We start from the raw sequence: 227 nt of genomic DNA, 5'->3' as shown, positions 1-227 counted from the left end.
CGTTCCCACGCCCAGAAAAAACTCGCGCCACCGGCCAACTGCCGCTCAAGAATGACGTGCTGATCGTCGTACCGATAAACCTCGCGTTCGCCGACGGCATTGGTCGCCGAGACCAGTCGTCCCAGGTCGTCATAGGCGTAGGAAACAACGTTGTGCTCGGTCATCCACTCGAAAGGGCCATGGCCCTTGGCGCGTTGGATCTGGTAGTCCACCGCCACGATGCGACC

The 227-nt window shown here is 60.8% G+C and carries 1 protein-coding gene; it reads right to left on the bottom strand.

Annotated features, from left to right (window positions below; all coding sequences use genetic code 11):
- The coding region (locus tag NTD80_RS16300; protein WP_262134289.1) for an RHS repeat domain-containing protein at nt 1-227 on the bottom strand (227 nt) is incomplete at both ends.

The organism is Pseudomonas sp. 13B_2.1_Bac1, assembly GCF_025466155.1.
In the GTDB taxonomy this organism is placed as follows: domain Bacteria; phylum Pseudomonadota; class Gammaproteobacteria; order Pseudomonadales; family Pseudomonadaceae; genus Aquipseudomonas; species Aquipseudomonas aylmerensis.
The sequence above is the reverse complement of the archived record's forward strand: the minus strand, read 5'-3'. Positions and strand labels throughout refer to the sequence as shown.